Source organism: Candidatus Sodalis endolongispinus (genome assembly GCF_018777395.1).
GTDB lineage: Bacteria > Pseudomonadota > Gammaproteobacteria > Enterobacterales > Enterobacteriaceae > Sodalis_B > Sodalis_B endolongispinus.
This window is the reverse complement of sequence record NZ_JAFJYC010000001.1, coordinates 1,533,530-1,558,982: the sequence shown is the minus strand read 5'-3', so window position 1 is coordinate 1,558,982 and position 25,453 is coordinate 1,533,530. Positions and strand designations below refer to the sequence as shown.

General features: G+C 58.5%; 12 protein-coding genes and 9 pseudogenes. 17 read left to right on the top strand and 4 right to left on the bottom strand.

Features of this window, described 5'->3' with window-relative positions:
• Positions 1-6 precede the first annotated feature (6 nt).
• Positions 7-1,532: pseudogene (locus JZM24_RS07560) on the bottom strand (YifB family Mg chelatase-like AAA ATPase).
• Positions 1,533-1,676: 144 nt separating this feature from the next.
• On the opposite strand from JZM24_RS07560, the pseudogene ilvE reads away from it, so the two are divergent.
• The 3 genes and pseudogenes from ilvE to ilvA all read left to right on the top strand — a co-directional run.
• Positions 1,677-2,189, top strand: a pseudogene (gene ilvE, locus JZM24_RS07555) (branched-chain-amino-acid transaminase); the annotation flags it as partial.
• 65 nt (positions 2,190-2,254) lie between these two features.
• A complete protein-coding gene (ilvD, locus tag JZM24_RS07550) occupies positions 2,255-4,105 on the top strand; it encodes a dihydroxy-acid dehydratase (RefSeq protein ID WP_215669217.1) in 1,851 nt (616 codons plus the stop codon).
• Positions 4,106-4,111: 6 nt separating this feature from the next.
• Positions 4,112-5,629: pseudogene (gene ilvA, locus JZM24_RS07545) on the top strand (threonine ammonia-lyase, biosynthetic); the annotation flags it as partial.
• Positions 5,630-5,675: 46 nt separating this feature from the next.
• Here ilvA and ilvY read toward each other — a convergent pair.
• Complete coding sequence (gene ilvY, locus JZM24_RS07540; RefSeq protein WP_215669216.1) at positions 5,676-6,557, bottom strand: HTH-type transcriptional activator IlvY; 882 nt, start codon at positions 6,555-6,557, stop codon at positions 5,676-5,678.
• A gap of 194 nt (positions 6,558-6,751) precedes the next feature.
• Between ilvY and ilvC the strand changes: the two genes are divergently transcribed.
• The 4 genes and pseudogenes from ilvC to JZM24_RS07520 form a co-directional block, all read left to right on the top strand.
• Complete coding sequence (gene ilvC / locus JZM24_RS07535; RefSeq protein ID WP_215669215.1) at positions 6,752-8,230, top strand: ketol-acid reductoisomerase; 1,479 nt, start codon at positions 6,752-6,754, stop codon at positions 8,228-8,230.
• Between the two features lie 159 nt (positions 8,231-8,389).
• Positions 8,390-9,565 (top strand): annotated as a pseudogene (locus JZM24_RS07530) (UvrD-helicase domain-containing protein); the annotation flags it as partial.
• A gap of 81 nt (positions 9,566-9,646) precedes the next feature.
• Positions 9,647-10,845: pseudogene (locus JZM24_RS07525) on the top strand (IS3 family transposase).
• 37 nt (positions 10,846-10,882) lie between these two features.
• Positions 10,883-11,752, top strand: a pseudogene (locus tag JZM24_RS07520) (3'-5' exonuclease); the annotation flags it as partial.
• Between the two features lie 154 nt (positions 11,753-11,906).
• Here JZM24_RS07520 and gppA read toward each other — a convergent pair.
• Together gppA and rhlB are read right to left on the bottom strand one after the other, a co-directional pair.
• Positions 11,907-13,362 (bottom strand): annotated as a pseudogene (gppA, locus tag JZM24_RS07515) (guanosine-5'-triphosphate,3'-diphosphate diphosphatase).
• A 7-nt stretch (positions 13,363-13,369) separates the two neighbouring features.
• A pseudogene (rhlB, locus tag JZM24_RS07510) lies at positions 13,370-14,638 on the bottom strand (ATP-dependent RNA helicase RhlB).
• 117 nt (positions 14,639-14,755) lie between these two features.
• Between rhlB and trxA the strand changes: the two are divergent.
• The 10 genes and pseudogenes from trxA (at position 14,756) to rffA (ending at position 25,452) form a co-directional block, all read left to right on the top strand.
• Complete coding sequence (gene trxA / locus JZM24_RS07505) at positions 14,756-15,082, top strand: thioredoxin TrxA (RefSeq protein ID WP_215669214.1); 327 nt, start codon at positions 14,756-14,758, stop codon at positions 15,080-15,082.
• Positions 15,083-15,472: 390 nt separating this feature from the next.
• Positions 15,473-16,732 carry a transcription termination factor Rho gene (gene rho, locus JZM24_RS07500; protein WP_215669213.1) on the top strand — a complete coding sequence of 420 codons (1,260 nt, stop codon included), beginning with the start codon at positions 15,473-15,475 and terminating at the stop codon, positions 16,730-16,732.
• Positions 16,733-17,010: 278 nt separating this feature from the next.
• Positions 17,011-18,126 (top strand): UDP-N-acetylglucosamine--undecaprenyl-phosphate N-acetylglucosaminephosphotransferase, encoded by a 1,116-nt coding sequence (gene wecA, locus JZM24_RS07495; RefSeq protein ID WP_215669212.1) that lies wholly within the window; start codon positions 17,011-17,013, stop codon positions 18,124-18,126.
• A complete protein-coding gene (gene wzzE, locus JZM24_RS07490) occupies positions 18,123-19,175 on the top strand; it encodes an ECA polysaccharide chain length modulation protein (RefSeq protein WP_215669211.1) in 1,053 nt (350 codons plus the stop codon). The genes wecA and wzzE overlap by 4 nt, the downstream gene beginning before the upstream one ends.
• 106 nt (positions 19,176-19,281) lie before the next feature.
• A pseudogene (wecB, locus tag JZM24_RS07485) lies at positions 19,282-20,394 on the top strand (non-hydrolyzing UDP-N-acetylglucosamine 2-epimerase); the annotation flags it as partial.
• Positions 20,395-20,409: 15 nt separating this feature from the next.
• Positions 20,410-21,672: a UDP-N-acetyl-D-mannosamine dehydrogenase gene (wecC, locus tag JZM24_RS07480; protein ID WP_215670047.1), complete on the top strand. Its 1,263-nt coding sequence runs from the start codon at positions 20,410-20,412 to the stop codon at positions 21,670-21,672.
• A complete protein-coding gene (gene rfbB / locus JZM24_RS07475; protein ID WP_215669210.1) occupies positions 21,669-22,742 on the top strand; it encodes a dTDP-glucose 4,6-dehydratase in 1,074 nt (357 codons plus the stop codon). The genes wecC and rfbB overlap by 4 nt, the downstream gene beginning before the upstream one ends.
• A 14-nt stretch (positions 22,743-22,756) precedes the next feature.
• Entirely contained in the window at positions 22,757-23,638 is an 882-nt protein-coding gene (rfbA, locus tag JZM24_RS07470; protein WP_215669209.1) for a glucose-1-phosphate thymidylyltransferase RfbA, read from the top strand.
• Positions 23,616-24,344 carry a dTDP-4-amino-4,6-dideoxy-D-galactose acyltransferase gene (gene rffC, locus JZM24_RS07465; protein WP_215669208.1) on the top strand — a complete coding sequence of 243 codons (729 nt, stop codon included), beginning with the start codon at positions 23,616-23,618 and terminating at the stop codon, positions 24,342-24,344. Before rfbA ends, rffC begins: the two co-directional genes overlap by 23 nt.
• Complete coding sequence (gene rffA / locus JZM24_RS07460; RefSeq protein ID WP_215669207.1) at positions 24,331-25,452, top strand: dTDP-4-amino-4,6-dideoxygalactose transaminase; 1,122 nt, start codon at positions 24,331-24,333, stop codon at positions 25,450-25,452. The genes rffC and rffA overlap by 14 nt, the downstream gene beginning before the upstream one ends.
• The last annotated feature ends 1 nt before the right edge of the window (position 25,453 follow it).

The following is a 25,453-nucleotide window of genomic DNA, read 5'->3' as shown; positions in this document are numbered from 1 at the left end:
ACTCTGCTAGTCCCGCTGCTGCCATAGTTCGTGCAACAGCCGGTCAATACAGCGATAGCTGAGGGCTTCAGCCAGGTGAATCCGGCTGATTTCAGTTTCACCCGCCAGATCCGCTAATGTTCGGGCTACCTTTAATAAGCGATGCCAGGCACGTACCGATAATCCCAGCGCCGTTAGCGCGTTTTCCAGAAACTGACCATCGGCTTCCGATAAATGACAGCATTGCGCTAGCTGTGTATTGCTCAGTATGGCGTTAAGAGTCTGCGCGCGCTGTAGCTGGATGCTCCTTGCCGCCATGACCCGCGCACGCACGGTCGCGCTGTCTTCGCCGGGCGGCGGGCGGCGGCGCAGTGACCCCGGCGGCAGTAGCGGAACTTCAACCGACAGATCAAAGCGATCGAGAAAGGGACCCGACAGGCGATTCAGATAGCGTACTATTTCGGCTCCTCCGCAGCGGGCGTGTACGCCGCGGCAATCGCCGGAAGGACTGGGATTCATGTCCGCCACCAGCTGAAAGCGCGCTGGCAGGCAGATGCTGGCCTGTACCCGCGCGATATGGATTTCACCCGTCTCAAGCGGTTCGCGCAGCGCATCAAGCACTCGCCGCTGAAATTCCGGCAGTTCGTCGAGAAACAACACGCCGTTATGGGCCAGCGAAATTTCGCCGGGGCGCGGAACGGCGCCGCCGCCGACCAACGCGGGCATTGTTGTGCTGTGATGCGGTGCGCGAAAAGGGCGCTGGCGCCAATGGCGTTTCGCGGTGCTGACGCTGACCAGACTGGTGATGGCGGCGGTCTCCATGGCCTCGTTATCCGACAGCGGTGGCAGTAGCCCCGGTAATCGGCTCGCCAGCATGGTTTTGCCGGTACCCGGCGGCCCTATCAGCAATAAATTGTGGCCGCCGGCAGCGGCGATTTCCAGCGCGCGCCGGGCATGCTGCTGGCCGATAACTTCCGCCAGATCGCCGCCGTCAGGCGTTGCGGGCCGGGGCATTGCCGTTGGATCGGCGGCGGTCAGTGCGTCGTTGCCCTGCAGAAAACGGCACACCTGGTGCAAACCGCCGGCGAGACGGGCCTGGCTGTCCGGCAACAGCGCGATTTCATCAACATTGGCCTGCGGCAGGATAAGCTGCCGACCGTCTGCCGCCGCGCCGAGGGCGGCCGGAATCGCGCCATACACCCCCGCAACTCCCCGGCCAGCGACAGCTCGCCAAGAAACTCGTACTGGTCAAGCCGCGTACCGGGAATCTGTTGCGTTGCGGCAAGGATTGCCAGCGCGACCGGCAAGTCGTAGCGCGCGCCTTCTTTTGGCAGGTCCGCCGGCGCCAGACTCACTGTGATGCGCCGGGCGGGGAATTGATACCCGCTGTTCAGGATGGCGCTGCGCACCCGATCTCGTGACGCACGCACGGTACTCTCCGGCAGTCCCACCAGCGTGAAGGCGGGCAGCCATTTACTCACGTGCGCCTCAACCGTCACAAAGGGTGCCTGGATGCCGATTAACCCACGGGTGTAAATTGTTGCCACTGCCATGAGGCACTCCTGTGTCACTGCCGCTGAGTATGCCAGTCATTGCAGCTGTGAGGCGGCTGCACTAAAGGGAAGTGCGGCAATGATGTGGAAATAAGCATCGCTATTGCAGTATTGCGGTGAAAGACGCAATGGCGATCGCCTTGGATCGACGCGATGGTGTCTTCGTGGAACCGCGCGGCGGCCAACACTATTCCTACCGCGGCCAAAGCCGGCGGCAATTACCTGTCTTCCATGCTGGTGGGCAGCGAAGCCCGCCGCCATGGTTATCAAGAGGGTATCGCGTTGGACGTACATGGTTATGTTTCCGAAGGCGCCGGCGAAAATCTGTTTGAAGTGCAGGACGTCATTTTGTTTACGCCGCCGTTCACCTCGTCCGCACTGCCCGGTATTACGCGCGACGCCATTATCAAGCTGGCCAGCGCGGCTGGGATGGAAGTGCGGGAACAGGTCTTGTCCCGTGAGTCCCTCTATCTGGCCGACGAAGTCTTTATGTCCGGTACCGCCGCCGAGATTACCCCGGTGCGCAGCGTTGACGGTATCAAAGTCGGCATCGGTAAATGCGGCCCGGTGACCAAGCAACTGCAGCAGGCGTTTTTTGGCTTGTTTACCGGCGAGACGGAAGATAAATGGGGCTGGCTGGATCCGGTCAATCAATAACGATAACGCTTTCGTGCCGGGGAGCTGCGGCTGCCCTGGCCATCTGAATAACTGGAGTTATGAGCATGCCTAAGTACCGTTCCGCTACCACCACGCACGGCCGCAATATGGCCGGTGCACGCGCCCTGTGGCGCGCCACGGGAATGACCGACGACGATTTCGGTAAACCGATTATCGCCGTGGTCAACTCCTTTACCCAGTTTGTGCCGGGCCACGTCCATCTGCGCGATTTGGGTAAACTGGTCGCCGAACAGATCGAAGCGTCCGGCGGCGTCGCGAAGGAGTTCAACACCATTGCGGTGGACGACGGTATTGCGATGGGGCACGGCGGCATGCTGTACTCTCTGCCCTCGCGCGAGCTTATCGCCGATTCGGTGGAATACATGGTGAATGCCCACTGCGCCGACGCCATGGTGTGTATTTCCAACTGCGATAAAATCACTCCTGGCATGCTGATGGCGTCGCTGCGCCTGAACATACCGGTCATCTTTGTCTCCGGCGGCCCGATGGAAGCCGGGAAAACCAAGCTGTCGGACAAAATCATCAAACTGGACCTGATAGACGCCATGATCCAAGGCGCCAATCCTCATGTCTCGGATGAAGACAGTGACCAGATCGAGCGTTCCGCCTGCCCAACCTGCGGGTCGTGCTCGGGGATGTTTACCACCAACTCGATGAACTGCCTCACCGAGGCGCTCGGCCTGTCGCAGCCGGGCAACGGTTCGCTGCTAGCGACCCATGCCGATCGCAAGCAGCTGTTCTTGACCGCCGGCGAGCGTATCGTTGGCTTAGCGAAACGCTATTATGAACAAGATGATACCAGCGCGCTGCCGCGCAATATCGCCTGCAAGGCGGCATTTGAAAACGCCATGACCTTGGATATTGCCATGGGCGGCTCCACCAACACCGTGCTCCATCTGCTGGCCGCGGCGCAGGAAGGCGAAGTGGACTTTACCATGGCGGATATCGACCGCCTGTCGCGTAAAGTGCCGCACTTATGCAAGGTTGCCCCCAGTACCCAAAAATATCATATGGAAGATGTGCACCGCTCCGGCGGCGTCATCGGCATTCTAGGCGAGCTGGATCGCAGCGGGCTGCTTAATCGAGAGGTGCGAAATGTGCTCGGTTTGTCGCTGCCGGAAACCCTGGCGCGCTTTGATGTCATGGTGAGCGATGATGCGGCGGTAAAAAGCACGTATGCCGCGGGGCCTGCGGGCATTCGTACCACTCAGGCGTTTTCCCAGGATTGTCGCTGGCCATCGCTGGACACCGACCGTCAGGACGGCTGTATCCGCGCCCGTGAATTCGCCTACAGCCAGGACGGCGGGCTGGCGGTGCTGTACGGCAACATTTCCGAAGACGGCTGTATAGTGAAAACCGCCGGTGTCGACAAAGGTAGCCTGGTATTCCTTGGTCCGGCCAAAGTCTATGAAAGTCAGGAAGCCGCGTCAGAGGCGATCCTCGGCGGTAAGGTGGTTGCCGGCGATGTGGTCGTTATCCGCTACGAGGGCCCGAAAGGCGGTCCGGGGATGCAGGAAATGCTCTATCCGACCACCTTCCTAAAATCCATGGGACTGGGCAAAAGCTGCGCTCTGATTACCGATGGCCGCTTTTCTGGCGGTACTTCGGGATTGTCTATCGGCCATGTGTCGCCGGAAGCCGCCAGCGGCGGCCTGATCGGACTGGTGCGCGATGGCGATATTATCGATATCAATATCGCCGGCCGCGGTATGGTGCTGGATGTGGCCGACAGCGAACTGGCGGCACGGCGCGAAACCGAACTGGCGCGCGGTGCTGCGGCCTGGACGCCGGTCGCGCGTGAACGGCAGGTGTCGTTCGCCTTGAAAGCCTATGCCAGTTTAGCGACCAGTGCCGACAAAGGTGCGGTGCGCGATAAAGCCAAGTTGGGAGGATAAGGCGCCATGGCTGAGTCTCAACCGTTTTCCGCCGAGCCCTGCCCTGCGGAGTACCTGCGCGCGGCGTTGCGCGCGCCGGTGTATGAAGTGGCACAGGTGACGCCGCTGCAGGTGATGAATAAAGTGTCGGAACGCCTCGGCAATACGGTACTGGTGAAACGTGAAGACCGTCAGCCGGTGCACAGCTTTAAACCGCGCGGCGCTTACGCGATGATTGCGGGGCTCAGCGAAGCACAGCGCGCCTGCGGCGTCATTACCGCCTCGGCGGGCAACCATGCCCAATGGGTGGCACTGTCCGCTAGCCGGATCGGCATTCCGTCGCTTATTGTCATGCCGGTCAACACCGCCGATATCAAAGTGGATGCGGTGCGCGGCTTCGGCGGCGAGCCGCTGTTATTCGGCGCCAACTTTGATGAAGCTAAGGCTAAGGCCATTGCGCTGGCGCGCGAACGTCATATGACTTTTGTGCCGCCGTTCGATCATCCGGCGGTGATCGCCGGGCAGGGGACGCTGGCGATGGAGCTGTTGCAGCAAGACGCCCATCTGGACCGCATATTTGTGCCGGTGGGCGGCGGCGGGCGTGGCGGTGCTGATAAAGCATCTGATGCCGCAGATCAAAGTCATCGGCGTCGAAGCGGAAGAGTCCGCCTGTCTGGCGGCTGCGCTACAGGCCGGCGAGCCGGTGGATTTACCGCGGGTCGGTCTGTTTGCCGAGGGGGTGGCGGTAAGGCGTATCGGCGATGAAACCTTCCGTCTTTGCCGCGATTACCTTGATGATGTGGTCACCGTGGACAGCGACGCGATTTTCGCGGCGGTAAAAGATTTGTTTGAGGACGTACGGGCGATTGCCGAACCCTCCGGCGCGCTGGCGCTGGCGGGGATGAAAAATATGTCCAACAACACGGCATCCGTGATGAGCGTCTGGCGCACGTACTGTCCGGCGCTAACGTCAATTTCCACGGCCTGCGCTATGTCTCGGAGCGCTGCGAACTGGGCGAGCAGCGCGAGGCGCTGATGGCGGTGACCATCCCGGAAAGAAAGGGCAGTTTTCTGGCCTTTTGCGAGCTCCTGGGCGGTCGGCCGGTAACGGAGTTCAATTACCGCTACAGCGATGCCGATAACGCCTGTATTTTTGTCGGCGTCAGGCTGACCCGCGGGCGCGAGGAAATCCTGGCGGAGATGGTTGCCGGCGGCTATCAGGTGTCGGATCTGTCCGATGACGAGATGGCCAAACTGCACGTCCGCTATATGGTGGGTGGACGGCCGTCGAAACCGCTGCGCGAGCGTTTGTACAGCTTCGAGTTCCCCGAATCCCCCGGGGCATTGTTGAAATTCCTCTACACGCTGGGCACGCGCTGGAATATCACCTTATTCCATTACCGCAGTCACGGCACGGATTTCGGCCGGGTCTTGGCGGGCTTTGAACTGGCGGAGCGTGAGCCGGAGTTCGATCATCACCTGTCGGCATTGGGCTATGAATGCCACGATGTCACCACCAATCCGGCGTTTCGTTTGTTCCTGGCGGATCTACCGCCATGTCCGCCGGGGCGAATCTGGCGTCAAGCGGCGGTCAGCGCTCCAGCAGTTGCCAGAAGGCGTCGATCAGCGGTTCCTGTAGCCGCTTTCTTTGCGCGCAAACCCCGAGCGCCAGCGGCGAGACCGGGGTGCCGTGCTCCAGCAGAGTGATGCGGCTGCGCACCGGCTCCGGCGAATTGTCCATCACCACCGACGGGATCAGCGCGATGCCGCAGCCCAGTGCCACCATCGACACAATCGCCTCATTGCCGGCAACGGTAGCGTAAATCAGCGGATTGCTGATATGGTTGCTGCGAAACCACAGTTCAATACGCCGGCGCGCCGGACCGTGCTCCGGCAGTATGAACGGGGTGTGCGACCAGTCAGGCTGTGGGGTCTTCACTCGGGCGCGAACCGGGCAAGGCAGCGCCGGCGCGATTAATATCATGGGAATTTCGCCGATCGGGGTGAAATCAATACTCGCCGGCAGGATTTCGGGATGTCCGGCAATCCCTAAATCCGCTTCGCCGGACTGCACTTTGTCCAGCGCATTGGCGGCGTCGTCGGTGGTGAGTTTGATTTCCACCAGCGGGTGCTCGGCGCGGAACAGATCGAGTATCGGCGGCAAATGGCTGTAGGCAGCGGTCACCGAGCAGAACAGCCGCAGTTCGCCGCTGAGCGAGGGGCCATGCTGGCCGAGGCGCAACTGCTGGTATTGCAGCAGGGTTTGCGGCGCGAACTCTTTAAGCTGCTGGCCGGCGTCGGTCAATTGCACCGTGCGGTTGTCGCGTAGAAAAAGCGTCTGCCCGACGTCCTCTTCCAGGCGCTGGATCTGGCGCGACAAGGTCGATGGGCTGACGTGCACCGCCTTGGCGCTACGGCCGAAATGGCGGCTTTCCGCCAGGTGGAGAAACAACTTGAGGTCGCGGATGTCCATGAATTCGCCCCGAAAGTGAATGAACCCACCGTCGCGTATTGTCGGCGAGGTATATTGCAGATTCTGCAAGGTCAGATTGTTAATATATCAATTTAAGCAATGCTTTTCCTGCTTTATAGTGGTCGGCAGAGAAGAATCCTGTCCGCGGGCCAACGCCTGCGGCAAGCCCTAATACCTGATGATGGAGTTGCTAGATGGCTAACTATTTCAACACCTTAAACCTGCGTCAGCAGTTGGCGCAGTTAGGTAGATGCCGTTTCATGAGCCGGGATGAATTCGTCGATGAAGCGGATTACTTGAAAGGCAAAAAAGTGGTGATCATCGGCTGTGGCGCCCAAGGCTTGAATCAAGGGCTGAATATGCGCGACTCCGGTCTGGATATTGCCTACGCGCTGCGTAAAGAAGCCATTGCCGAGAAACGTCCCTCCTGGCGCAAGGCGACCGAAAACGGTTTCCGCGTCGGCACCTATGAAGAGCTGGTGCCGGACGCGGATCTGGTGGTCAACCTGACCCCGGACAAGCAACATTCCGCCGTGGTGCAGGCGGTACAGCCGCTAATGAAGCAAGGCGCCGCGTTGGGCTATTACCACGGCTTCAACATCGTTGAAGTGGGCGAGCAAATCCGTAGCGATATCACCGTTATCATGGTGGCGCCGAAATGCCAGGGTACCGAGGTGCGTGAAGAGTATAAGCGCGGCTTCGGCGTGCCGACCCTTATCGCGGTGCGCCAGGAAAACGATCCGAAGGGTGAGGGCATGACGCTGGCCAAAGCCTGGTCGGCCGCCACCGGCGGCCATCGCGCAGGGGTTCTGGAATCCTCTTTCGTCGCCGAGGTAAAGTCGGATCTGATGGGCGAGCAGACCATTCTGTGCGGCATGCTGCAGGCCGGCTCGCTGCTGTGCTTCGACAAAATGGTTGCCGATGGCGTCGACCCGGCTTATGCCGGCAAACTGATCCAATTCGGCTGGGAAACCACTACCGAAGCGCTGAAACAGGGCGGCATCACGCTGATGATGGACCGGTTGTCCAACAGCGCGAAATTGCGCGCTTATGCGTTGTCCGAGCAGCTCAAGCAACTGATGCAGCCGCTGTTTGAAAAACACATGGACGATATCATCACCGGCGCCTTCTCCAGCGGCATGATGGCCGATTGGGCCAACGATGATGTTAAACTGCTCGGCTGGCGTGAAGAAACCGGCCGTTCGCCGTTCGAGAATGCGCCGCAGTTCGACGGCAAAATCAGAGAGCAGACCTACTTCGATCACGGCGTACTGATGATAGCCATGGCAAAAGCCGGCGTGGAACTGGCATTTGAAACCATGACCCGTTCCGGCATTATCGCCGAGTCGGCCTATTACGAGTCGCTGCACGAATTTCCGCTGATCGCCAACACCGTTGCGCGCAAGCGTTTGTATGAAATGAACGTGGTCATTTCCGACACCGCCGAGTACGGCAACTATCTGTTCGCTAATGCCGCCGTGCCGTTGCTGAAAGACGCGTTTATGGGCAAATTGCAGGCGGGAGATCTGGGTAAACCGGTGGCCGACGGTGAGATCGACAATGCGCGTCTGCGCGATGTTAATGAGGCTATCCGCCAGCATCCGATTGAAATCGTGGGCGCCGAACTGCGTGGTTACATGAAGGATATGAAACGCATCGCGGTCGCGAACTGACCGGCGGCAGGGTCATCCAGACGGCTGACGCGCCATGCAAACTTCAGCCCCCGCCGTCCGGCGGGGGTTTTTTTTGCCCGCCGCGGGGATAAACCCCGGCGCCGCTTTCTGCTACAATCCCCCTCCGTTCACACCACCGTTTTTGCCCGGGATTCATGTATGCGCCTTAATACAAGCCAATAGCAAGCCGTCGAATTCGTCACCGGACCCTGCCTGGTGCTGGCCGGCGCCGGCTCAGGTAAAACGCGGGTTATCACCAATAAAATCGCCCATCTGATCCGCGGTTGCGGCTATCAGGCGCTGCATATCGCGGCGGTGACGTTTACCAATAAAGCCTCCAGGGAGATGAAGGAGCGGGTGGCGCAAACGCTCGGACGTGCTGAGGCGCGCGGGATGACCGTCGCCACGTTCCATACGCTCGGACTGGCTATCATCAAGCGCGAATATAAGGCGCTGGGCATGAAGGCCAAATTCTCGCTGTTTGATGAGCAAGACCAACTGGCGCTACTAAGGGATCTGTCCGAGCCGTGGCTGGAAGGGGACAAAGACCTGCTCAAGTCGCTGACCTCCGCCATATCCAACTGGAAGAACGATCTGCTGTCACCGGCGCAGGCGGTGGCCCGTTCCGAACGGGATAAGTTGTTCGCCCATTGCTATGCGCTCTATGACGACCATCTTATCGCCTGCAATGTGTTGGATTTCGATGATTTGATTCTACGGCCGACCCAACTGCTGCAGCGCGACGAGGCGGTGCGCGAGCGCTGGCAGAACCGGCTGCGCTATTTGCTGGTGGATGAGTATCAGGATACCAATACCAGCCAGTATGAACTGGTGAAGCTGCTGGTAGGGCCACGGGGCCGTTTCACCGTGGTGGGCGACGACGATCAGTCGATCTATTCCTGGCGCGGCGCGCGGCCGCAAAATCTGGCGTTGCTGCAACAAGATTTCCCGACGCTTGCGGTTATCAAGCTGGAGCAGAATTATCGCTCCACTGAGCGCATTCTGAATGCCGCCAACATTCTTATCGCCAACAATCCTCATGTTTTTGAAAAACGCCTTTTTTCCCGCCTCGGCCATGGCGGCATCCTGAAAGTCATCACCGCCAACAATGAAGATCACGAGGCCGAGCGGGTGGTGGGGGAGCTGATCGCTCACCACTACATCAGCAAAACCCGTTATCGCGATTACGCCATTTTGTATCGCGGCAATCACCAATCGCGGCTGTTTGAAAAAATGCTGATGCAGAACCGCATTCCTTATCGCATCTCCGGCGGGACGTCGTTTTTTTCACGGCCGGAGATTAAGGACTTGCTCGCCTATCTGCGTGATTTATCCCCCTGAAACACCAGACAGTAGCTGTATCTCCAGATAAGAGATAGGCTTGAATATATGTCTAACACTAACGCCAATTTTGATATGACCGGGATCCTGTTAGGTCAAGAAGTCCGTAAACGTAAAACTCCTCAGGAAAAAATGGCCATTATTCAGCAGAGGATGGAGCCCGGCATGAATGTCTCCCATCTCGCACGACTGCACGGTATCCAGCCCAGCCTGCTGTTTAAGTGGAAAAAGCAATATCAGGAAGGCAGCCTCACCGCCGGGGAGGACGTTGTTCCTGCCTCTGAGCTTGCAGCTGCATTGAAGCAGGTCCGGGAGCTCCAGCGCCTTCTGGGTAAGAAGACGATGGAGGTTGAGATCCTAAAAGAAGCCGTGGAGTACGGCCAGTCACGAAAATGGATAGCGCACGCGCCCTTGTTGCCAAAGGCCGGGGAATAGCACAGGTCAGCCGCGCCATGAGCGGGTCGCGTGCGCCGCTGTCACTGCGGATTAAGCGTTCTGCCGACTGGCAGGACAGGCGCTGTAACCGGCGTAATGACGAAGCAGACGCTGAAATACTGTCGGACATCCTCGACATCATCAGCGATATGCCCAGCTACGGCTATCGGCGGGTGTGGGGCATCCTGTGTAAACAACGTCGCGCAGAGGGACTGCCGCCGGTAAATGCGAAACGACTTTACAGGATCATGTGTGAGCATAACCTGCTGTTATTACATTGAAAACCAGAGCGGCCGAGGCGTGAGCATAAGGGCAGGATCGCGGTGGCAGAAAGCGATATGCGCTGGTGTTCAGATGGCTTCGAGTTCGGCTGCGACAACGGTGAAAAACTGCGGGTCACCTTCGCACTGGACTGCTGCGACAGAGAGGCCATAGACTGGGCTGCGAGCACTGTAGGCTACGACAGTTCGACCGTGCAGGATGTGATGCTGAGGTCGGTAGAAAAGCGCTTCGGCGACAGGTTACCCGATACAGCGGTGCAGTGGTTGACGGACAACGGTTCAGCGTATACCGCGCATGAAACGCAGAGGTTCGCCAGAGAACTGGATCTGGAGCCCTGCACAACAGCGGTGAGCAGCCCGCAGAGCAATGGCATGGCCGAACGGTTCGTGAAGACGATGAAGGAAGACTATATCGAGTTCATGCCAAAACCGGATGCGAGAACAGCCCTGCGAAACCTTGCAGCAGCGTTCACGCATTACAATGAAAACCATCCGCACAGCGCGCTGGGATATCACTCTCCGAGAGAATACCGGCGGCAGCGGGCTTCGTTAACTTAAGATACAAAAGCTGTACGGAGATGGCGGGGCAAGATCAATCGCCTATCTGCGTGTGCTGACCAACCCCGATGACGATAGCGCGTTTTTGCGGATAGTGAATACGCCGCGGCGGGAAATAGGCGCGGCGACGCTGGCCAAATTGGGCACCTGGGCGACGCAGCGCGACAAGAGCATGTTTACCGCCAGCTTTGATTTGGGCCTTGGACAAACGCTCAGCGGCCGCGGTTTGGAGTCGCTGCAACAGTTTACCCACTGGCTGGACGGTGTCGCCCGACAGGCGGAACGAGAGCCGGTGGCAGCAGTGCGTGAACTCATCCACAGCATCGACTATGAAAGCTGGCTGTATGAGAGTTCCACCAGCCCGAAAGCGGCGGAAATGCGGATGAAAAATGTCAACCAACTGTTCAGTTGGATGACCGAAATGCTGACCGGCTCCGATTTAAATGAGGCGATGACGCTGGATCAGGTGGTCACCCGTTTCACCCTGCGCGATATGATGGAACGCGGCGAGAACGAGGAAGAACTCGATCAGGTGCAATTGATGACGTTGCATGCCTCTAAGGGGCTGGAGTTTCCCTATGTGTTCCTGGTCGGCATGGAAGAGGGGTTGTTGCCGCACCAAAGCAGTATCGACGAGAATAATATCGAAGAGGATCGCCGGCTGGCTTATGTCGGCATTACCCGCGCGCAAAAGGAACTAACCTTCACCCTATGCCGCGAGCGGCGTCAATACGGTGAGCTGGTCAAGCCAGAGCCGAGCCGCTTCCTGCTTGAGTTACCCCAGGACGATGTGCAGTGGGAGCAGGTACGCAAACCGGTCAGCGCCGAGGAGCGCATGAGCCGCGGCCAGGGGCATCTGGCCAGCCTGCGCGCCCAGTTGGCCAAGGCGCGCGGCGAGGGCGACTGACCTTCCCCGCGCTGAGAGGGTACGCGGTTCGGCGGGGGGCACCCTCGGGACGCCTCCTGCGGCAAACTAGTCGGCGGTGAGGGGGCGGTGGAAGCTCAGCGTTGCGGCACGTCCTGCGGCCATCGCCGTTAATGGCAAAGCGGCCTATGCCAGCTCAGACTTGCGGCGTTTCTTCCAGCAATAAGGGCCAATGGACATAACTCTGCCACTGGCTTTCTTGCTCCAGGTATTCCGCCCGCAGCGGATGCTGGTGCAACCAGCCGTGGGACAAGATGACATGCAACGTCTCTTCCATGGCGCGCAGCTCTACCGCGGGCAGCGCATCATCGCGGCGGCGGCTGGCAAAGATGAGCGCCAGCCGCATCAACCGGCATAAACGCTGGGCGAGACGCGGTGGCAGGCTGTTTTGCTCATTGAGCTGGGTTAAGTCGATGTGATTGCTCTGATTTTGCAGCAGCGTGGCGATAAGCTTTTGCTGGGCGGGGGTGAAACCGGGAAGGTCGGTATGGCGGACGAGATAGGCGGCGTGTTGCGGAGCGCGTTTGATATCAATACTGAGACCGATTTCGTGGATCATGCTCTTCGGCCACCTGGCGGGCAAATCCGTCCGCCAGCCGGGTCACCCGCTGCGCCTGCTCAGTATCCAACTGGTAGCGGCGCTGCAAATTCTTAAGGGTACGCTGGCGGATGTCGCCGCCGACCGGCAGCGCCATCATGCCGTACATCATGCCCTCGCGCAGCGCGCCACCCGCCAGGGTCATGGTCTTGATGCCAAGCTCGGCAAACACCGCCAGCAGAATGGCCAGTCCGCTTGGGAACACCAGCGCCCGATCCAGCGTCAATCCTTCGATTTCCAACTCTTCGAGCTTGCCGCAATGGATGGCCCGCTGTTTAAGCTGCAACAGCTTGCTGAGCGTAATGTGCTCATCCATCCCATGGGCGACCATTATTTCCTGCAGCGCCTGCACCGTGCCGGAGGCGCCGACGCACACCTGCCAGCCCCGGGCCAACAGCCGGAAGGCGACCGGCCGGATTTGTTCGCGCGCCGCCTGCTCCGCCCGCTCGAAGTTTTCCCGGGTCAGGCTGCGATCGTTAAAATAACGCTCCAACCAGGTGACGCAACCCATTTCCAGACTGAACAATTCCAACGCCTGCGCGCCGCGCCCCACGACCAGCTCGGTGCTGCCGCCGCCGATGTCCACCACCAGACGTTCATCGGAGCAGCCGGTGGTATGGGCGACGCCCTGATAGATGAGCCTGGCTTCCTCTTCGCCGGAGATGACCTGCACTGGGCAGCCCAGAATGTCACTGGCCGGGCCGAGAAACTCCGCCGCGTTGGTGGCCAGGCGCAGGGTGGCGGTGGCGACCACGCGTACCTGAGTGGGAGGAATATCCTGCAAATGTTCGGCAAACAGGCGCAGACACTGCCAGCCCCGCTGCATCGCGTCGCTGGACAGCCGATTATCGCTATTAAGTCCGGCGGCCAGCCGCACTTTACGCTTGATACGCGCCAGCGTCTGAAGGGTGCCGGCCACCTCACGCACCACCAACATATGAAAGCTGTTGGAGCCTAAGTCAATGGCGGCATAAAGAGAGGTGGCGCTTATCATCTATGTTTCATCCCGGACGTTTACGGTTATGGCGCAGTGCGCCGCTGCGGGGACCACTGCCGCCGGTGCGGCGGCGGGTCAACCGTTTTGGCGCGGGCAGGTCGGTCAGCAGCGCGTCGCTGTTATATTTACTGACGGGGATCTGATGGCCAATATAGCTTTCTATGGCAGTAAGATTCAATGCATATTCTTCGCACGCCAGGCTGATGGAGCAACCGCTCTCGCCGGCGCGTCCTGTACGGCCGATACGGTGCACGTAATCTTCGCAATCGTCGGGCAAATCATAGTTGAAAACGTGGGTCACGGAAGGAATGTGCAGTCCGCGGGCGGCCACGTCCGTCGCCACCAGAATATCCAACACGCCCTGGGTGAACTCTTCCAAGATGCGCAGGCGCCGTTTCTGCGAAACATCGCCGGTCAGCAGCCCGACGCGATGACCGTCAGCAGCCAGATGGCCCCAGATATCCTCGCAGCGGTGCTTGGTATTGGCGAAAATAATACACCGGTCGGGCCATTCTTCCTCGACCAGCGTTTGCAGTAGCCGCATTTTTTCCTCGTTGGAGGGATAAAACAGCTCTTCTTGTATGCGGTGGCCCGTTTTCTGCAGCGGCTCCACTTCCACATACTCAGCGTTATTCATGTGCTCGAACGCCAGCTCGCGCACCCGATAGGAGAGCGTGTCTGAGAACAGCATATTCAGCCGTCCGGCGTCGGACGGCATCCGGCGGAACAGCCAGCGGATGTCTTTGATAAAGCCGAGGTCGAACATCCTGTCGGCTTCGTCCAGCACCACGACCTGTATGGCGCCCATATTGACGTAGTTTTGTTTGGTATAATCAATCAGCCTGCCGGTGGTGCCCACCAGGATATCCACCCCGGCTTCCAGCACTTTCAACTGCTTATCATAACCATCGCCGCCGTAGGCCAACCCCATTTTCAGGCCGGTCGCCTGGGCTAATGGTTCGGCATCGGAATGGATTTGCACCGCCAACTCGCGGGTAGGCGCCATGATCAGCGCGCGGGGCTGATTGGTTTGACGTCCCTAGACGGCAGGGTGAGTAAGTAAATGATGAAACGTGGCCGTTAGGAAGGCCAGCGTTTTGCCGGTACCGGTTTGCGCCTGTCCCGCGACGTCTTTGCCTGCAAGCGTAATGGGCAAAGTCAGCGCTTGAATGGGCGTACAATTATTAAAGCCTTTAGAATCAAGTGCTTCAATGATCAACGGGTGCAGGGCGAAGTCGGAAAACTTCTTTTCTGTTAAGTGTGTTTTGCTCATAGTGTGGTAGAATAACAGTTAACTATTGCATTACGAAAGTGTATACAGTGAAATAAAGTCAACCTGTTGTTGGCAATGGCTGCAACGGCAGGTAACGATAATCCTGTGGAGTAAAACATGAGCGATAAAATTATTCATCTTAGCGACGACAGCTTCGAAAAGGACGTATTACAGGCCAAAGGGCTATTTCTGGTCGATTTCTGGGCGGAATGGTGTGGTCCATGTAAAATGATTGCGCCTATTCTGGCAGAAGTTGCTGATGAATTCGACGGCAAACTGACCATCGCTAAATTGAACATCGACAAGAATCCGGCCACTGCACCGAAGTATGGTATCCGCGGCATTCCCACCCTGTTGTTGTTCCGCGATGGTGAAGTGGTAGCCACCAAGGTTGGCGCCCTGTCCAAAGGACAGTTGAAAGAGTTCCTTAACGCAAATCTGTAAGCGGTATTGCGAATATTCCTCCGGGCGCTGGCGTTCATAAGCATTTCTCATATTGACCGCTAGACGCCCATCAAGAACCATGCTAAGTTTATGTCCACTGCATTGTGATCTTACCTGTAGTTTGAATCTAAGCTTTACTCTTTGTCCGCCCCCCGTTGTAAGAAAGCACCAAACGTGACCAACGAGGCGTCAGGCAGGCGGGATTTAAATTAATCCGTTGTTAGGCACTCTTAATCTCAGTCTTCTTGTTATTCATACTGCATGAGTGGCTGTTCATCAGCCCAAACGTGATATACCGGGATTAAATGCCATAGACAGGCACGATTTTACGCTGCCATACCATCCACAAAATCAGTTCGAGATATACCCCAAGTTTAAGAACCCACCATTATGAACCTTACCGAATTAAAAAATACGCCGGTTTCAGAGCTAGTGACCCTCGGCGAAAATATGGGGCTGGAAAACCTGGCCCGCATGCGTAAACAAGACATCATCTTCGCCATCCTCAAGCAGCATGCCAAGAGCGGCGAGGATATCTTCGGCGATGGCGTACTGGAAATTTTGCAGGACGGATTCGGTTTTCTCCGCTCCAGCGACAGTTCCTACCTTGCCGGTCCCGATGATATCTATGTTTCTCCCAGCCAGATCCGCCGTTTCAACCTGCGTACCGGCGACACCATCTCCGGCAAGATCCGCCCGCCGAAAGAGGGTGAGCGTTACTTTGCGCTGCTTAAGGTTAACGAAGTCAACTATGACAAGCCGGAAAACGCCCGCAATAAGATACTGTTTGAAAACTTGACGCCGTTGCACGCCAATTCGCGTTTGCGCATGGAGCGCGGCAACGGCTCTACCGAAGACCTGACCGCGCGCGTTTTGGATCTGGCCTCGCCTATCGGCCGCGGCCAACGTGGGCTTATCGTGGCACCGCCGAAAGCCGGTAAGACCATGCTGCTGCAAAATATTGCCCAAAGCATCGCCTATAACTATCCCGACTGTGTGCTGATGGTGTTGCTGATTGACGAACGTCCCGAAGAAGTGACCGAAATGCAACGTTTGGTGAAAGGCGAAGTGATCGTCTCTACCTTCGACGAGCCGGCCTCTCGCCATGTGCAGGTTGCTGAAATGGTAATTGAAAAAGCCAAGCGCCTGGTTGAGCATAAAAAAGACGTTATTATCCTGCTGGACTCCATTACCCGTCTGGCTCGCGCCTACAACACCGTTGTGCCCGCTTCCGGCAAGGTATTGACCGGTGGTGTGGACGCCAACGCCCTGCATCGTCCGAAGCGTTTCTTCGGCGCCGCGCGCAATATGGAAGAAGGCGGCAGTTTGACCATCATCGCCACCGCGCTTATCGACACCGGCTCGAAGATGGACGAAGTGATTTACGAAGAGTTCAAGGGAACGGGTAACATGGAACTGCACCTGTCGCGTAAAATCGCCGAGAAACGCGTCTTCCCGGCGATCGATTACAACCGCTCGGGTACCCGTAAAGAAGAATTGCTCACCACCCAGGAAGAGCTGCAGAAAATGTGGATCCTGCGCAAAATCATTCATCCCATGGGTGAAATCGACGCGATGGAATTCCTGATGAACAAGTTGGCGATGACCAAAACCAACGATGAATTCTTTGACATGATGAAACGTTCGTAAGTCACAAAAACTCGGGTAGCGCCACGTGAGAACGTGGCGTTTTTCGTTTCTGATGCTAGGATAGTCACATCTTTGGTGTGCCCGGTTACATGCCTTTCAGCTGTCCGGGCGATTTTGATCCTATCTGCACGCCTGACGGAGATTCAGGTGGAAAATAAAGAGATAACAGAAACCCTATTTCGTTGTTACAAAACTCAGTGACGGGTAAGGCATCGGAGTTGAGGCGTAAACCATGGTGACGCATTGAACGGCCTGATGGATGCAGAGAGCTTTCTATTGTGAACATACTCAATATGAGTACTGATTTTGTTGCTATTTTTCTGTTTTCTTTGCTCTTTTTGTTTTTAGCGCGCAAGGTTGCCAAAAAAATAGGCCTGGTTGACAAGCCCAACTACCGCAAACGCCATCAGGGACAAATCCCCTTGGTCGGCGGTATTTCCATATATGCCGGCATCTGTTTCGCCTTTCTCTATACTGATCATTATATTCCCCATGTCGCGCTGTATCTCATGTGCGCGGGCGTCCTGGTGGTGACCGGCGCGCTCGACGATCGGTTCGATATCAGCGTGGTGGCGCGCGCCATTATCCAGGCTCTGGTCGCGGTGGCGATGATGGTGTTTAGCGGCCGCTATATCAATAGCCTAGGCTATATCTTTGGACCGTGGGAGATGGTGCTGGGCCCTTTCGGCTATCTGGTGACGCTGTTCGCCGTCTGGGCGGCGATCAACGCCTTCAACATGGTGGACGGTATCGACGGACTGCTGGGCGGGCTCTCCTGCGTGTCCCTAGGCGCCATGGGTATCCTGCTAACGCTTGATAATAATCCTGGTCTGGCGCTGTGGTGCTTTGCCATGATCGCCGCCGTTTTGCCCTATATTCTATTGAACCTGGGGGTCTTCGGCCGGCGCTATAAAGTGTTTATGGGGGACGCCGGCAGCACCATGATCGGTTTTACCATCATCTGGCTGCTGCTGCAAAGCACCCAAGGCTGTGGGCATCCGATGAATCCCGTCACCGCGCTGTGGATTATCGCCGTGCCGCTGATGGATATGATAGCCATCATGTACCGCCGGATGCGCAAAGGCATGAGCCCGTTTGCGCCGGACAGGCAGCATATCCACCATCTCATCATGCGCGCGGGGTTCAGCTCGCGCCAGGCATTTATCATTATCACGCTTACCGCCGCGCTGTTAGCGTTTTTCGGCGTGGCGGGAGAGCGTTGGCTGCGCTGGCCGGAGTCGGTCATGCTGTTGCTGTGGATCGGGGTGTTTTTGTTGTATGGCTACGTACTGAAATGCGCCTGGCGGGTTGCCCGCTTCGTCAAGCGGACCAAGCGACGGCTCGGCCATTATAAGAAAAGCACCACCTTAAACGTAAATTCGGGGCGAAAATGACATCTGCAAGCTCACCATCCTCTGCCGGCCGGGAACAGGGTATCGACAATGAACTGGACTTGCGCGGTCTGCTGTGTGCCCTGTGGCGCGGCAAGATCACACTTATCGCCTGTGCTCTGTTGTTTGCGCTGGGGGCGCTGATTTACTCCCTGGTGGTGCGTCAAGAGTGGACCGCCATCGCCATAACCGATAAACCCACGGTGAATGTGCTGGACAGTTACTTTTCCCAGCAGCGGTTTCTGCGCAATCTGGATGTGAAAAATACCGCGCTGCCGACTACCGACACCCTTTCGATTGCCGACGAAGCCTATCAGGAGTTTTTGCGTCAGCTCGCCTCCTATGATACCCGGCGGGATTTCTGGCTTGCCAGCCCCTATTACCAGGCGCGAAAAAAGGGCGACACCCATGCCGACGCGGTGCTGCTGGATAAATTAATCAACGCGATTCAGTTCCTGCCGCGCGACGAGGTAAAAAAACTGCCCGACAGCGCGCGTTTGGTGGCGGAAACCGCGCCGGACGCCAATCAACTGTTGCGGCGCTATGTGGATTTCGCCAACCAGCGTGCGGCCAACCACCTCAATGAGGACGTTGTGGCCGCCTGGGCTGCGCGCACCGTTTCGCTCAAGGCGCAGGTGAAGCGGCAGGAAGCGGTGGCAACGGCGATTTACCATCGCGAGCAGTTGCAGCTTAATCAGGCGCTAAAACTGGCGCACGCCCAGGGCATCGATCGCAGCCGGACCGATGTCGCCGCCGACAATTTGCCTCAATCCGAACTGTTCCTGTTGGGCCACCCGCTATTGCAGGCACGTCTGGACGCTCTGCAGGCGGCCGGACCGGCCTATGATACCGATTACGACCAAAACCGCGCGATGTTGACTAACCTCAATGTAGGGCCGGTATTGAACAAAAGCTTCAAAACTTACCGTTATTTAAGGACCCCTGAAGAGCCGGTAAGACGCGATAAGCCACGCCGCCTGTTCCTGCTTATTTTGTGGGGCGCCGTGGGTACGTTGGTCGGTGCGGGTGTCGCGCTGGTGCGCCGTCGTTAATGCCGCCGACAGGCATTAAACTGTCGGAATAGACCGCTGCCGTTAGCCGCGCGGCCCACCGAATTCAAAGCCCTAGCCGGCTTTGCTCAGAATTAAGGGAACTGTTGTGAAAGTGTTGATCGTCTTTGGCACACGGCCGGAAGCCATCAAAATGGCGCCGCTGGTTCTGGCTCTGGCCAATGATCCGGCCTTTGAAACCCGCGTCTGCGTGACGGCCCAGCATCGCGAGATGCTGGATCAGGTGCTGCGCCTGTTCGCGATCGTGACTGATTACGATCTGGATATCATGCGCCCGGCTCAGGGCCTGAGTGAGATAACCAGCCGTATTCTGACCGGCATGCAGCCGGTGCTGGAGGATTTCCGCCCGGATGTTGTGCTGGTGCATGGCGATACCACCACCACCTTGGCCGCCAGCCTGGCGGCGTTTTACCAGCATATTCCCGTGGGCCATGTGGAAGCGGGGCTGCGTACCGGCGATCTGCTTTCCCCGTGGCCGGAGGAGGCGAATCGCAAATTGACCGGCCACCTAGCCCGCTGGCATTTTGCGCCGACCGAAAACGCGCGCGCCAATTTGCTGGCGGAGGGACTGCCGGCGGCGCAAATTGCGGTAACCGGCAATACGGTTATCGATGCGCTGTTCTGGGTGCGTGATCGGGTCATGAGCGACGCGGCACTGCGCGCCAGCCTGGAACGGCGTTACGCATTTCTCGATGGCGTGCAGAAGATGATTTTAGTTACCGGCCACCGCCGCGAGAGCTTTGGTGATGGTTTCAAGCGCATTTGCGCCGCGCTGGCGCGCATTGCGCTTGATCATCCCGACGTGCAGGTGGTTTACCCGGTGCACCTCAATCCAAACGTCAGCGAACCGGTTAACCGTATGCTTAGCGGTATCGCCAATATAAAATTAATTGATCCGCAAGACTATTTGCCGTTCTTGTATTTAATGGATCGCGCCACGATTATTCTGACCGATTCCGGCGGCATCCAGGAAGAAGCGCCTTCTCTGGGAAAACCGGTGCTGGTGATGCGTGTTGCCACCGAGCGACCGGAGGCGGTGGCGGCCGGCACCGTGCGGCTAGTAGGGACGGACGAGCAGGCGATTCACCAGGCGGTATCGCAGCTGCTGAATGATGCCCAGGCGTATCAGCGGATGAGCCGGGCACATAACCCCTACGGCGACGGCCACGCCTGTGAGCGGATTATCACGGTATTAAAAAATATAGCAGGTGAATCTATGAGTTTTGACACAATTTCCGTAATTGGACTGGGGTATATCGGTCTGCCTACCGCCGCGGCGTTTGCCTCGCGCCGCAAGCGGGTAATCGGGGTAGACACCAATCAGCACGCGGTGGATACCATTAACCGCGGCGCTATTCACATCATTGAACCCGATTTGGACCGTGTGGTGACCGAAGCCGTACGCGAGGGGCTGTTGCGGGCGGTAAGCCAGCCGCAGCCGGCGGACGCGTTCTTGATTGCGGTGCCGACCCCTTTCAAAGGCGAACATCAACCTGATCTCAGCTATGTGCAGGCGGCGGCGTTATCCTTAGCGCCGGTGTTAACGCCGGGCTGTCTGGTGATCCTCGAGTCCACCTCGCAGGTCGGGACAACCGAACAGATGGCCGGCTGGCTGGCCGGCGCACGGCCCGATCTGACCTTCCCGCATCAGGTGGGCGAAGCGGCGGATATCAATATCGCTTATTGCCCGGAGCGCGTGCTGCCCGGCAAGGTGATGGTGGAACTGATTAAAAATGATCGGGTGATTGGCGGTATGACGCCGCGCTGCTCGGCGCGCGCCGCCGAGCTGTATCGCATCTTCCTGGAAGGGGAATGCGTCGTCACCCATGCCCGTACTGCCGAAATGTGTAAACTGACCGAAAACAGCTTCCGCGATGTCAATATTGCTTTCGCCAATGAGCTGTCGGTGCTCTGTGCGGAACAGCAAATTAACGTCTGGGAGCTGATAGCGCTGGCCAATCGCCACCCGCGGGTCAATATTCTGCAGCCGGGGCCTGGCGTCGGCGGCCATTGTATCGCGGTGGATCCCTGGTTCATTGTGGCGCAGAACCCGGCGCAGGCGCGGCTAATTCGCACTGCCCGCCAGGTCAACGACGATAAGCCCGACTGGGTGGTGGAAAAAGTGAAGGCGGCGGTGGCGGACTGTCTCAACGACAGCGGGCGCGGCAGTAACGATGTGACCATCGCCTGCTTCGGGCTGGCGTTCAAACCTGATATCGACGATTTGCGCGAAAGCCCCGCGCTGCACGTGACGCAGCTGATTGCCCGCTGGCATCGCGGCCAGACGCTGGCGGTGGAGCCGAATGTCCACGCGCTGCCGGCATCTCTGGACGGGCTGGTCACGCTGGTTGACCGCGATCGGGCGCTGGCGACCGCCGATGTGCTGGTGATGCTGGTGGATCATCAACAGTTTCGCGCCATGGCGTCTGATGCCATTCGCCAGCGCTGGGTGGTGGATACCCGCGGAGTCTGGCGATGAGACGCCTGCTGATTACCGGCGGCGCGGGGTTTATCGGCTCGGCGCTGGTGCGCTATATCCTTGGCGCTACCGACGATCGGGTGCTGGTCGTCGACAAGCTGACTTATGCCGGTAATCTGGACTCGCTGGCGCCGGGGGCTGGTCATCCCCATTATCGCTTTGCCCGCGCCGATATCGGCGATGGCCCGGCGATGGCGCGGCTGCTCGCGGAGTTTCAGCCTGACGCTATCATGCATCTGGCGGCGGAAAGCCATGTCGATCGCTCAATTGACGGTCCGGCGGCGTTTATCGATACCAATATCACCGGCACCTCGATCCTTATGGAAGCGGCGCGGGAATACTGGCAGGCATTGCCCCCCGCCGCCCGCGCCGATTTTCGCTTTCATCATGTCTCCACCGATGAAGTGTATGGCGATTTGCCCGATGACGGCAGCCGGTTTAACGAAAGCTCGCCCTATGCGCCCAGCAGCCCGTACTCCGCCTCGAAAGCCGCCAGCGATCATTTGGCGCGCGCCTGGATGCGCACTTACGGTCTGCCGGTGCTGGTCACCCATTGCTCCAATAATTATGGCCCCTACCATTTCCCGGAAAAGCTGATTCCGCTGATGATCATCAACGCGCTGGCGGGCAAGCCGTTACCGGTTTACGGCGACGGCGGCCAGATTCGTGACTGGCTGTATGTGGAAGATCATGCCCGCGCGCTCTATCAAGTGGTGACCCGCGGCCGTCCCGGTGAAACCTATACCATCGGCGGCCATAACGAGCGGCGCAATATTGAGGTGGTCGAGGCGCTATGCGCGCTATTGGAGCAGGCCGGTGCCCCTCATCCAGCCGGCGTCACGGCGTTCAGGCAACTCATTACGCTTGTAGAAAATCGGCCGGGGCATGACCGGCGCTATGCGATTGACGCCGGCAAAATTGCCCGGGAATTAGGTTGGCGGCCGCAGGAAACCTTTGACAGCGGCCTGGCGAAAACCGTGCAGTGGTATTTGACCCATCGTGAGTGGTGGCAGCGCGTTCTGGACGGCAGCTATCGCGGCGAACGTCTCGGTCTCGGGCCAGGCCTGTAAGGCGAGGATGACAGATGAAAGGTATTGTCTTGGCGGGCGGCAGCGGCAGTCGCCTCTATCCGATTACCCGCGGTATCTCCAAACAGTTGTTGCCCGTGTACGACAAGCCGATGATTTATTATCCGCTATCGGTGCTGATGCTGGCGGGGATCCGCGATATTCTGATTATCACCACGCCGGAAGAGATGCCGCTATTCAAGCGGTTGCTCGGCGTGGGCGAGGCGTTTGGCGTTCGTCTGACTTATGCCGCCCAGCCGAGTCCCGACGGTATAGCGCAGGCGTTTCTGATTGGCGAAAGCTTTATTGGCGACGACCGTTGCTGCCTGGTGCTCGGCGATAATATTTATTTCGGCCAGGGGTTCAGTCCCAAGCTGCGGCAGGTGGCGTCACGGGAGCAGGGCGCGACGCTATTCGCCTATCAGGTGATGGATCCTGAGCGTTTCGGCGTGGTGGCGTTCGACGACGATTTTCGCGCCGTCGCGCTTGAGGAAAAACCGGACCATCCACGCTCACGCTGGGCGGTGACCGGGCTTTATTTCTATGATCGTCAGGTGGTGGATTTCGCCAGGCGAGTCACGCCTTCAGCGCGCGGAGAGCTGGAGATTACGTCGATAAACCAGATGTATCTGGAGCAGGGCGGGCTGCACGTCGAGCTGCTGGGACGGGGTTTTGCCTGGCTGGATACCGGCACTCATGACAGCCTGATTGAAGCCAGTACCTTTGTGCAGACCGTTGAGAAGCGCCAGGGGTTTAAAATCGCCTGTCTGGAAGAAATCGGTTGGCGCAACGGTTGGCTCGACGATGACGGCGTGCGGCGCGCGGCGCAGGCACTGGCGAAAACCGGCTATGGCCAATATCTGTTGGATCTGCTCAATGTCCGTCCACGCCAATATTGATCTTCTGACCTGGGAGAGCGACTTTTTCGGCCGTCGCCTCGGCCGCGTCGTATTTGATGATACCGCACCCTGTTTGACGTCCGGGTGGCTTACGGCGTTTGCGCTGGTGCAGGCGAAAGTGGTGGCACAGGCGACGGTGCAAATGGATGCGCTCAGCGCCCTCGGCTTTCGGCCGGTAGAAGGTGAAATAGACTGCTGCTATACCTTGCCAGCCGCCGCCGCGCCCGTCGCGGCATTGCCGGCGGCGGAAATGCGCGTGGCGGAGGCCGCCGATATTCCCGCGCTGCGCGCGCTGGCGGCGCAGACGTTGACGTTGAGCCGCTTTCGGCCGCCGTGGTTTAGCGATGAAGAACGCCAGCGTTTTTATGCCCAGTGGGTGGAAAACGCCGTGCGCGGCAGTTTTGATCATCTTTGCCTGGTGGCTGACGGGCCAGGCGGCCTGGAAGGGCTGGTGACGCTCAGGGATACCGGCGAACAAACGGCGCGTATCGGCCTGTTGGCGGTGTCTCCCGCCGCCCGCGGTCGCGGTATCGGCAAATTGCTGTGCCGCGCGGCGTTGGGCTGGTGTCGCAGCCGCGGCTTCAGCCAACTGCGGGTGGCGACGCAAACCGCCAATCTGCCGGCGCTGCGGCTTTATCTGGCAAGCGGCGCGCAGATTGTGCATGCCGCGCATTGGTTATACCGAGGACCTCATGATTCCATTTAACGCGCCACCGGTGGTCGGCACCGAACTGGGCTTTATGCAAGCGGCCATGGGCAGCGGCAAGTTGTGTGGCGACGGCGGATTTACCCAGCGCTGCCAGCAATGGCTGCAGCAGCGCTTTGGCAGCGCGAAGGTGCTGCTTACGCCCTCCTGCACCGCCTCGCTGGAGATGGCGGCCATCCTGCTGGATATTCGTCCCGGCGATGAAGTGATTATGCCGAGCTACACCTTCGTTTCCACCGCTAACGCCTTTGTACTGCGCGGTGCGACCATTGTGTTCGTCGATATCCGCCCGGACACCCTGAATATCGATGAAACGCTGATAGAGGCGGCGATTACGCCAAAAACCCGCGCCATTGTGCCGGTCCACTATGCCGGCGTAGCCTGCGAAATGGATACTATAATGGCCATCGCCGAGCGGCATCGCTTGTGGGTCGTGGAGGATGCCGCCCAGGGGGTCATGGCGACCTATAAGGGGCGCGCCATCGGCACTATCGGCCATATTGGCTGCTTTAGTTTCCATGAAACCAAAAACTATACCGCCGGCGGCGAGGGCGGCGCGACGCTTATCAATGACGCCACCCTGGTCGAGCGGGCGGAAATTATTCGCGAAAAAGGCACCAACCGCAGCCAGTTTTTCCGCTGGCAGGTGGATAAATATACCTGGCGCGATATTGGTTCCAGTTACTTGATGGCCGATTTGCAGGCCGCCTATTTATGGGCGCAGCTGGAGGCGGCGGACACCATCAATCAACGCCGCCTGGCGCTGTGGCATCGCTACGCTTCCTCGCTGGCGCCGCTGGACGGCCTGACGTTGCCGTCAGTGCCGGAAAGCTGTCAGCACAATGCGCATATGTATTACGTCAAATTGCGCGATATCGACGACCGCGACGCCTTCATCCGCCATATGAAAGCGGCGGACATCTTGACGGTGTTTCATTATATTCCGCTGCACGACAGTCCGGCGGGCCGCCGCTTTGGCCGGTTCCACGGCAACGCTCGCTACACCGGTAGCGAAAGCCGGCGCCTGGTGCGCCTGCCGCTGTTTTATAATTTGGGCGACGACGATCAGCAGCGCGTTATCGACGCGACACACGGCTACTACCGCTGAT